At 59.7% G+C, this 9368-nt stretch carries 13 protein-coding genes; 5 read left to right on the top strand and 8 right to left on the bottom strand.

The genetic code is table 11. The features are described 5' to 3' along the window. The first annotated feature begins 88 nt into the window (after nt 1-88). Genes ACXX81_RS18360 through ACXX81_RS18340 form a run of 5 tightly spaced genes read left to right on the top strand, consistent with a single transcriptional unit; the run spans nt 89 to nt 3848 of the window. On the top strand, nt 89-484 hold the full coding sequence (locus tag ACXX81_RS18360) for a FagA protein (RefSeq protein ID WP_209988639.1): 396 nt from the start codon (nt 89-91) through the stop codon (nt 482-484). Then, entirely contained in the window at nt 477-1853 is a 1377-nt protein-coding gene (locus ACXX81_RS18355) for a class II fumarate hydratase (RefSeq protein WP_209988642.1), read from the top strand. Before ACXX81_RS18360 ends, ACXX81_RS18355 begins: the two co-directional genes overlap by 8 nt. Nucleotides 1854-1879: 26 nt before the next feature. Further along, entirely contained in the window at nt 1880-2308 is a 429-nt protein-coding gene (locus ACXX81_RS18350) for a DUF2753 family protein (protein WP_209988645.1), read from the top strand. Between the two features lies 1 nt (nt 2309). Next, a complete protein-coding gene (locus ACXX81_RS18345; RefSeq protein WP_209988648.1) occupies nt 2310-2921 on the top strand; it encodes a superoxide dismutase in 612 nt (203 codons plus the stop codon). A 33-nt stretch (nt 2922-2954) separates the two neighbouring features. Further along, nucleotides 2955-3848, top strand: coding sequence for a ZIP family metal transporter (locus ACXX81_RS18340; protein WP_209988650.1), 894 nt, complete (start codon nt 2955-2957; stop codon nt 3846-3848). Nucleotides 3849-3873: 25 nt separating this feature from the next. Here ACXX81_RS18340 and ACXX81_RS18335 read toward each other — a convergent pair whose 3' ends face one another. From ACXX81_RS18335 to lptC, 8 genes are all read right to left on the bottom strand, one after another. Then, nucleotides 3874-4146: an HPr family phosphocarrier protein gene (locus ACXX81_RS18335; protein WP_209988654.1), complete on the bottom strand. Its 273-nt coding sequence runs from the start codon at nt 4144-4146 to the stop codon at nt 3874-3876. Nucleotides 4147-4162: 16 nt separating this feature from the next. Beyond that, nucleotides 4163-5020: an RNase adapter RapZ gene (gene rapZ / locus ACXX81_RS18330; protein ID WP_209988657.1), complete on the bottom strand. Its 858-nt coding sequence runs from the start codon at nt 5018-5020 to the stop codon at nt 4163-4165. A gap of 2 nt (nt 5021-5022) precedes the next feature. Beyond that, nucleotides 5023-5478 carry a PTS IIA-like nitrogen regulatory protein PtsN gene (ptsN, locus tag ACXX81_RS18325; protein WP_004372099.1) on the bottom strand — a complete coding sequence of 152 codons (456 nt, stop codon included), beginning with the start codon at nt 5476-5478 and terminating at the stop codon, nt 5023-5025. A gap of 9 nt (nt 5479-5487) precedes the next feature. Beyond that, on the bottom strand, nt 5488-5793 hold the full coding sequence (hpf, locus tag ACXX81_RS18320) for a ribosome hibernation-promoting factor, HPF/YfiA family (protein WP_003171804.1): 306 nt from the start codon (nt 5791-5793) through the stop codon (nt 5488-5490). 76 nt (nt 5794-5869) lie between these two features. After that, on the bottom strand, nt 5870-7363 hold the full coding sequence (locus ACXX81_RS18315; RefSeq protein ID WP_209988663.1) for an RNA polymerase factor sigma-54: 1494 nt from the start codon (nt 7361-7363) through the stop codon (nt 5870-5872). A gap of 184 nt (nt 7364-7547) precedes the next feature. Further along, complete coding sequence (lptB, locus tag ACXX81_RS18310; protein ID WP_004372092.1) at nt 7548-8273, bottom strand: LPS export ABC transporter ATP-binding protein; 726 nt, start codon at nt 8271-8273, stop codon at nt 7548-7550. Continuing rightward, the gene (gene lptA, locus ACXX81_RS18305; RefSeq protein WP_032870591.1) at nt 8273-8806 is read right to left on the bottom strand and encodes a lipopolysaccharide transport periplasmic protein LptA; all 534 of its coding nucleotides are present in this window, start codon (nt 8804-8806) and stop codon (nt 8273-8275) included. The genes lptB and lptA overlap by 1 nt, the downstream gene beginning before the upstream one ends. Then, nucleotides 8793-9365: an LPS export ABC transporter periplasmic protein LptC gene (lptC, locus tag ACXX81_RS18300; RefSeq protein WP_004372088.1), complete on the bottom strand. Its 573-nt coding sequence runs from the start codon at nt 9363-9365 to the stop codon at nt 8793-8795. Before lptC ends, lptA begins: the two co-directional genes overlap by 14 nt. Nucleotides 9366-9368: the final 3 nt, after the last annotated feature.

The raw sequence follows: 9368 nt of genomic DNA, 5'->3' as shown, positions 1-9368 counted from the left end.
CTGGATTGTCGACGGATCACGCTGCCGCCATTGCGTTGATTCTGATTATCATTTAATAATAAATATCATTACCGAATGAGAGTGGGTTATGAGTCGCGTCCTGCATGAAGATCCCTACCTCGAAAGTTGGCGCTGGATGAGCCGTCAGATTCGCTGCGGCCTCGATCCCAACGAGCCGCGCCTGATCGAGCATTACCTCAACGAGGGTCGTTACCTCGCGTGCTGTACGGCGACTCACCCGTGGACAATTGCTGAAACCTCATTCCGCTTGCTGATCGACACCGCCAGCGATATTGCCCTGCCGTGGCACTGGCGATCGCTGTGCCTGGATCAGGCCTGGCGCCCGCTGCGCGACCTGGAAAAACTTTCCAGCTGTGCCTGTCGCCTCAAGCGCTGGCAGGCGTTTGCCTGGCAATTGGCGACGTGCCAATTGCAGCCCTCCCTTTCTGTTTCTGACCTGGTGCAAGGATCCTCCGATGAGTAACACCCGTATCGAACGCGACAGCATGGGCGAACTGCACGTACCGGCCGAGGCTCTGTACGGCGCCCAGACCCAGCGCGCCGTGGACAACTTCCCGATCAGCCATCAGCGCATGCCGGCACCCTTCATTCGCGCGCTGATCCTGGCCAAGGCCGCCGCCGCCAAGGCCAATGTCGAGCTCAAACAGATCAGCGAAGGGCAGGGCAAGGCTATCGTCGACGCCGCCCAGGGTTTGCTCGAAGGCGACTTCATGCGCCACTTCCCGGTGGATATCTTCCAGACCGGTTCCGGCACCAGCTCCAACATGAACGCCAACGAAGTGATCGCCACCCTCGCCAGCCGCCTGCTGGGCGAGGGGGTCAACCCCAACGATCACGTCAACTGCGGGCAAAGCAGCAACGACATCATCCCCACCACCATTCACGTCAGCGCAGCAATGGTGTTGCATGAGCAAACGTTACCGGCGCTGCTGCATCTGGTGCAGGTTATCGAGCAGAAAGCCGAGCAGGTGCATCCGTTCATCAAGACCGGCCGCACCCATCTGATGGACGCCATGCCGGTACGCATGAGTCAGGTGCTCAACGGCTGGGCGCAGCAGCTCAAGGCCAACATCGGGCATCTGCAGGACCTGCTGCCCAGTCTGCAGGCCCTGGCCCAGGGCGGCACCGCCGTGGGCACGGGCATCAACGCACATCCCGAATTCGCCGCGCGCTTCAGTCAGCAACTGAGCAGCCTGACCGGCGTGAAATTCACCCCTGGCAAGAACCTGTTCGCGCTGATCGGCTCCCAGGACACCGCCGTTGCGGTGTCGGGCCAACTGAAGGCGACCGCCGTGTCACTGATGAAAATCGCCAATGACCTGCGCTGGATGAACTCGGGCCCATTGGCCGGCCTGGGCGAAATCGAACTGCAGGCTTTGCAGCCGGGTTCGTCGATCATGCCCGGCAAGGTCAACCCGGTAATCCCCGAGGCGACCGCCATGGTCGCCGCGCAGGTGATCGGCAATGACACGGTGATCACCATCGCCGGCCAGTCGGGCAACTTCGAACTCAACGTGATGCTGCCGATCATCGCCCAGAACCTGCTCAGCAGCCTCGAACTGCTGGGCAATTCCAGCCGTCTGCTGGCGGACAAGGCGATTGCCGGCTTCAAGGTCAACGAAGCCCGGCTCAAGGAAGCGTTGTCGCGCAACCCGATCCTGGTGACGGCACTCAACCCGATCATTGGTTACCAGAAGGCGGCTGAAATCGCCAAAAAGGCCTATCAGCAGGGTCGCCCGGTGATCGATGTCGCCCTTGAACACACTGACTTGCCGCGTAGCCAACTGGAGGTCCTGCTGGACCCGGAAAAGCTCACGGCCGGCGGCGTGTAATCACCGACCTGCTTTGGAGGCTCACCATGGAGCACTGGAAACGCACGATCGAACGGGCCAATCGCTGTTTTATGGCCGGTGAACTGGTTGACGCTCGCGAGGCCTACCTGCAAGCCTTGGCCCTGGCGCAAGTGTTGTTCGAACGCTGGGCGGATGCCGACGAAGCGGTGGCGGCCTGCGTCATTTCCCATCACAACCTGGCGGACCTGCACCTGCGCCTGAACCAGCCTGAGGAAAGCGCCGAATACCTCTGCGCGGTCCATCAGCGCCTGTTGCAGACCATGCAGGACCCGCGTCTGCCGCCGCAACTGCGTGAGGCGGCATTGCGCCAAAGCAGCAAAACCTACGTCGAACTGCTGAATTTCATCAGCGATCACGGTGAATACCCACGCACTCATCGCCTGCTGGGCGGTGCCGCGGTGCAACCGACCCCGTCTCAATACGGAGCACATTGATATGAGTTACACCTTGCCTGCCTTGCCCTACGCCTACGATGCCCTGGAACCGCACATCGATGCGCAAACCATGGAAATCCACTACACCAGGCACCATCAGACCTACATCAACAACTTGAACGCTGCGGTTGATGGTACTGAGTTTGCCGACTGGCCGATTGAAAAGCTGGTGTCCAGCGTCCAGCAGTTGCCCGAGAAGTTGCGCGCTGCGGTGATCAATCAGGGCGGGGGCCATGCTAACCACTCGTTGTTCTGGGCCGTCATGTCGCCCAAAGGTGGCGGCAAGCCCGAAGGCGCACTGGGCAAGGCGATTGATCAGCAATTGGGCGGCTTCGAAAGCTTCAAGGAGGCATTCACCAAAGCCGCGCTGACCCGCTTCGGCAGCGGTTGGGCCTGGCTGAGCGTTACTCCGCAAAAGACCCTGGTGGTGGAAAGCAGCGGTAATCAGGACAGCCCGCTGATGAACGGCAATACCCCGATCCTGGGTCTGGACGTTTGGGAGCATGCGTATTACCTGCTGTACCAGAACCGCCGCCCGGAATACATCAACGCCTTCTACAGCGTTATCAACTGGCCCGAAGTGTCTGCACGCTATCAGGCCGCCGTGGCCTGATATTTATCTCCATAACAAGACCTAAGGCCGACTATGGGTACTGGAACACTGGCGATCAGCAGCGTGCGATTGTTTCGCTATGCGTTTGGCTCGCTGCTGCTGCTGGCAGGCACTGCATTGCTGGTGGCCCACGGGCTGGCCTGGCTGGACCTGGAACCGCGCATCCTGCGTGCCCTGCAGGGCGGTGCGCTCTGCGCGCTCGGCACAGCTTTGGGCGCGGTACCCGTACTGGTAATCCGGCGCATGCCGGTGGCGTTGAGCGATACGCTATTGGGCTTCGGGGCGGGGGTGATGCTGGCTGCGACCGCCTTTTCGCTGGTGGTGCCGGGTATTTCCGCCGCCGAAAGCCTGGGGCTTTCGCCTTGGGCCGCCAGTGGCCTGATCAGTTTCGGCATCATGCTGGGCGCATTCGGGCTGTATTTGGTGGATCGCAAGGTTTCCGGCACCAGTCCGGAGATGTTGGTGGGCACACCGGATAAACCGGTCATCCCGCCTCGAATCTGGTTGTTTGTATTTGCCATCATCGCCCACAACATTCCGGAAGGCATGGCGGTGGGGGTGTCCGCCGGCGGCGGCATGCCGGATGCCGACAGCCTGGCGATGGGCATCGCGCTGCAGGATGTGCCGGAAGGACTGGTGATCGCGCTGGTACTGGCGGGAGCAGGTATGTCGCGGGTCAAGGCGTTCCTGATCGGCGCCGCTTCAGGCCTGGTGGAACCGGTGTTCGCCGTGCTCTGTGCCTGGCTGGTCACCCTTGCAGAAGTGCTGTTGCCATTGGGCCTGGCATTGGCTGCGGGCGCGATGCTGCTGGTGGTGACTCACGAAGTGATCCCCGAGTCGCGGCGCAATGGTCACGACAAGCTTGCCAGCCTTGGGTTGTGCCTGGGGTTTTGCTTGATGATGGTGATGGACACTGCCCTGGGTTAGGCCGCGCTGCTACTCAGGTTGGCGGTTATTCACCTTCGTCAAACTTGTTGTTGATCAACTCCACCAAGGCTGCCATCGCTTCCTCCTCCTGCTCACCTTCGGTTTTCAGATGAATCGTGGTGCCCTTGCTCGCAGCCAGCATCATGATTGCCATGATGCTTTTGCCATCGACCATCGACTCCGGTGTACGCCCGGCGCGGATCTGGCAAGGAAACTTCCCGGCAACGCCGACGAATTTGGCCGAAGCCCGGGCGTGGAGGCCCAGCTTGTTGATAATTTGAATTTCCAGAGCGGGCATCGCGGAGGTGTTCCTTTCAGCTTAGGTCGCGGTGGCGGACCTGAACGTTCTTGAGGGTTTGCTGCAGCACCAGGCCAAGACGTTCTGTCAGGTAGACGGAGCGGTGGTGACCGCCGGTGCAGCCGATGGCTATGGTGACATAAGCGCGATTGCTCGCGGCAAAGCGCGGCAGCCATTTGAGCAGGTAGGTGGAGATGTCCTGGAACATATCCTCCACATCCGGTTGCGCGGCCAGGTAATCGATCACCGGCTGATCCAGACCGGATTGTTCGCGCAACTCTGGCTTCCAGTAAGGATTGGGCAGGCAGCGCACGTCGAACACCAGGTCGGCATCCACCGGCATGCCGCGTTTGAAGCCAAATGACTCGACCAGAAAGGCGGTACCGGGCTCAGGCTGATTGAGCAGACGCAGCTTGATGGCGTCGCGCAGCTGGTACAGGTTCAGGTTGGTGGTGTTGATCTTGAGGTCGGCCAGATCAATGATCGGCCCCAGCAGCGTGGTCTCGTCTTCGATGGCCTCGGCCAGCGAGCGGTTCGGGCTGCTCAGCGGGTGGCGCCGGCGGGTTTCGGAGAAACGCTTGAGCAGCGTCTCTTCGTCGGCGTCCAGGTACAGCACATCACAATGAATATGCTTGCCGCGCACTTCTTCGAGCAGTTCAGGGAACCGCGAGAGGTGGCTGGGCAGGTTGCGTGCATCAATCGAAACGGCGACCAGCGGTTGCGCCAATTCGGTATGGATAAGCGCGCGTTCGGCCAGTTCCGGCAGCAGGCCGGCGGGCAAATTATCGATGCAATAAAAACCGCTGTCTTCAAGCACATTGAGTGCGGTGCTTTTACCCGAGCCGGAGCGGCCACTGACAATGATCAGGCGCATGGTTATTGCTCGTCCAGCACAACCTGATACAACGCCTCATTGCTGCTGGCGTTGCGCAGTTTATGACGTACTTCCTTGCGGTCGAGCATGCTGGCGATCTGCCGAAGCAGTTCCAGGTGAGCATCGGTGGCCGCTTCCGGGACCAGCAAAACGAAGAGCAGGTCGACCGGAGCGCCGTCGATGGCATCGAAATCAATGGGTCTTTCCAGGTGCAGCAAGGCGCTGACCGGTGTGTCGCAGCCTTTGAGTCGGCAGTGAGGAATGGCGATGCCGTTGCCAAAACCGGTGGAGCCCAGTTTTTCACGGTCGATCAGGGCCTTGAACACGACCTGCTCATCCAGCTCGGGCACTTCCCGGCTGATCAGGTTGGCAATGTGTTCGAGGGCTTTTTTCTTACTGCCACCCGGCGCGTTCACCAGGGAACGGCCGGGGGTCAGGATGGTTTCAAGTCGGATCATGGGGGGGAGTTAACGACCTGTACCTTGCATCAGGTGCAGATTCTTTTCCTTATGCTTTATGAGTTGGCGGTCGAGCTTGTCGTAGAGCGAGTCAATCGCCGCGTACATGTCTTCGTGTTCCGCATTGGCGACGAGCTTGGCATTCGGTACGTGCAGGGTGGCTTCGATTTTCTGCTTGAGCTTGTCGACCTCCATGATGACCTGCACATTGGTGATCTTGTCGAAATGCCCCGCAAGCTTGTTCAGCTTGCTCTCGGTGTATTCACGCAGGGGCTTGGTGACTTCCAGCTGGTGTCCACTGATGTTGACTTGCATACAGCTTCTCCTTCGTTGCCAGTGCATAAAGCGACAGGCGAAAAGCGCCTGCCACTGGAACGCTGTGGCCCGCCCGTCACATCAACCGCTTACGCTCGCTGGAAGGCGCGATCCCAAGGGATTCGCGATACTTGGCGACGGTTCGACGGGCGACCTGAATGCCTTGTGCCTCCAGTAAACCAGCGATCTTACTGTCACTCAATGGCTTTTTCTGATTTTCCGCGGCAACCAGTTTTTTGATGATTGCGCGAATCGCCGTGGACGAGCATTCGCCGCCTTCGGAGGTGCTGACGTGGCTGGAGAAAAAGTATTTCAGCTCATATATACCCCGCGGGGTATGCATGAATTTCTGTGTGGTGACCCGCGAAATCGTCGATTCGTGCATGCCCACCGCTTCCGCGATATCGTGCAGCACCAGCGGTTTCATCGCTTCGTCGCCGTACTCCAGGAAGCCGCGCTGATGCTCGACGATCTGGGTGGCCACTTTCATCAGGGTTTCGTTGCGGCTTTGCAGGCTCTTGATGAACCAGCGGGCTTCCTGCAACTGATTGCGCATGAAGGTGTTGTCGGCACTGGTGTCGGCGCGGCGCACAAAGCCGGCGTACTGCGGGTTGACCCGCAGGCGCGGCACGGATTCCTGGTTCAACTCCACCAGCCAGCGCTCGTTGTCCTTGCGGACGATCACGTCGGGGACCACGTATTCGGCTTCGCTGGATTCGATCTGCGAGCCCGGCCTCGGGTTGAGGCTCTGCACCAGCTCGATGACCTGGCGCAGTTCATCTTCCTTGAGCTTCATGCGACGCATCAGCTGGCTATAGTCACGGCTGCCCAACAGGTCGATGTAGTCGGTAACCAGGCGCTGGGCTTCAGCGAGCCATGGCGTCCTGGCGGGCAATTGACGCAATTGCAGCAGCAGGCATTCACTGAGGTTGCGCGCACCGATACCGGCGGGCTCGAACTGCTGGATACGGTGCAGGACGGCTTCAATCTCGTCCAGCTCGATATCCAGTTCGGGGTCGAAAGCCTCCAGAATTTCGTCGAGCGTCTCGTCCAGATAGCCCTGGTTGTTGATGCAGTCGATCAGGGTGACGGCGATCAGGCGATCAGTGTCGGACATCGGCGCCAGGTTCAACTGCCACAGCAGGTGGCTTTGCAAGCTCTCGCCGACGGAGGTGCGGGTGGTGAAGTCCCACTCGTCATCATCATTGCTGGGCAAGCTGCTCGCGCTGGTCTGGTAGACGTCTTCCCAGGCGGTGTCCACGGGCAGTTCGTTGGGAATGCGTTCGTTCCAGTCGCCTTCCTCGAGGTTGTCCACCGTGGGGGCAGTTTCCTGATAGGAGGGTTCCTGCACGTCCGGGTTGGGTTTTTGCTCGATGTTGTCGGCCAGTGGGTCTGCATTATCGAAGTCGTCGCCTTCTTCCTGGCGTTCGAGCATCGGATTGGACTCCAGGGCCTCCTGGATTTCCTGTTGCAGGTCCAGGGTCGACAATTGGAGCAGGCGGATGGCCTGTTGCAGCTGCGGTGTCATCGTCAGCTGCTGGCCCATTCTCAGGACTAGCGATGGTTTCATGGCAGGGGCTTAACACCTTATTCGCCGGCGCAATGCGCCATCCACGACAGGGCGCGCGAGCGCCAAACATAAGCAAATTATATGCCTGATATCAGGTGCTTTGCCTAGAGCGCGATGACAATAAAAATACTGAGGTTTTCATTGACTCGCGCGCTCGTCGGCGAACGCCCTGATACCACCGTGTCTACAGGCGGAACTCGTGACCCAGGTACACTTCCTTGACCAGTTCGTTGGCCAGGATAGTCGCCGAATCGCCTTCGGCGATCAGTTGGCCATCGTTGACGATATAGGCGGTCTCGCAGATATCGAGGGTCTCACGGACGTTGTGGTCGGTGATCAGCACACCGATACCCTTGGCCTTGAGATGATGGATGATCTGCTTGATGTCGCCGACCGAAATCGGGTCGACGCCGGCAAACGGTTCGTCCAGCAGGATGAACTTGGGTGCCGTCGCCAGGGCGCGGGCGATTTCCACGCGGCGACGCTCACCACCGGACAGACTCATGCCGAGGTTGTCGCGAATGTGGTTGATGTGGAATTCCTGCAGCAGGCTTTCCAGCTCCTGACGGCGGCCGTCGCGGTCGAGTTCCTTGCGGGTCTCGAGGATCGCCATGATGTTGTCGGCAACCGACAGCTTGCGGAAAATCGACGCTTCCTGTGGCAGATAGCCGATACCGGCGCGTGCACGACCGTGCATGGGCTGGTGGCTGACGTCGAGGTCGTCGATCAGCACACGCCCCTGGTCGGCCTGGACGAGGCCCACGATCATGTAGAAGCAGGTGGTCTTGCCGGCGCCGTTGGGGCCGAGCAAGCCGACGATCTGGCCGCTGTCGATCGACAGGCTGACGTCGCGCACGACCTGACGGCTTTTGTAGGCCTTGGCCAGATGCTGGGCTTTCAGGGTTGCCATTACTCGGCCTTCTTCTTCGGCTGGATAACCATGTCGATTCGCGGACGGGGTGCAGTGACCTTGGAGCCATTGGCGCGACCGGCGTTGGCGATCTGCTTCACGGTGTCATAGGTGATTTTTTCACCTTCCGTGGAGTTGCCATCGGGGCTCAGCACCTTGGCCTGGTCGATCAGCACGATGCGATTCTGCTGGGCGTGATACTGGATGGTCTTGCCGTAGCCCTTCATCGGGCCGGTATCGGCAGGGGCCTGCTTCTGCTCGAAGTAGGCCAGGTTACCCACCGACGTCACCACGTCGATGTCGCCAGCCGGGGTGCGGGTGAGGGTCACCGTGTTGCCGGTGATCTTCATCGAGCCCTGGGTGATGATGACGCCGCCGGTGTAGGTTGCGACGCCTTGCTTGTCATCGAGCTGAGCATCGTCAGCCGAGATGTGGATCGGTTGCTGGCTATCGTTCGGCAGAGCCCAGGCGCTCACGCTTCCCAGTGCTGCGCCCAGACCGAGCAAAATAGGGAGAGTTTTAACGAGCCTCATACTGTCCTCTTACGTTCGATAGCAGGTGTATCCTGCTTTCTTTCAAATACGCTTTCATTCCCTTGCCAGTCGATACACCGCCAGCGCCGTCGATTCTAACGTCTTGCTCGGTCTGCGCATATTGCCTTTGTGGGAATACGGTCATGCGACTGCTGGTAATGATGGTGTCGCGGTTCTGCGCGTCAGTTCGTGCGACGCGCACCGAGTCGATCAGTTCCACCTCGGTGCCGTCCGGGTTGACCTCGCCACGCTTGCTGGTCACGTGCCACGGGAACTCGGTGCCACGGTACAGATTCAGGTCCGGGTTGGTCAGCAGCGTGACTTCGGAAGCCTTCAAATGCTCGACCTTGTCCGATGTCATCTCGTACTGCACCTTGCCATCGGGCAGAAACTGCACGCTGTAGGCGTTGGTTGCGTAATAGTCGATAACCCCTTCGTCAACCTGCGCAACAGGCTGGTCGAGAAAGCGCTCCGGGCTGATATTCCAGTAGCCTACCGCGAGGAACAGCGCGGCAATGACCCCGAATAACAGGAAGTTGCGAATCTTTTTGCTCAGCATAAA

Source organism: Pseudomonas sp. GNP013 (assembly GCF_054343995.1).
The sequence above is the reverse complement of the archived record's forward strand: the minus strand, read 5'-3'. Positions and strand labels throughout refer to the sequence as shown.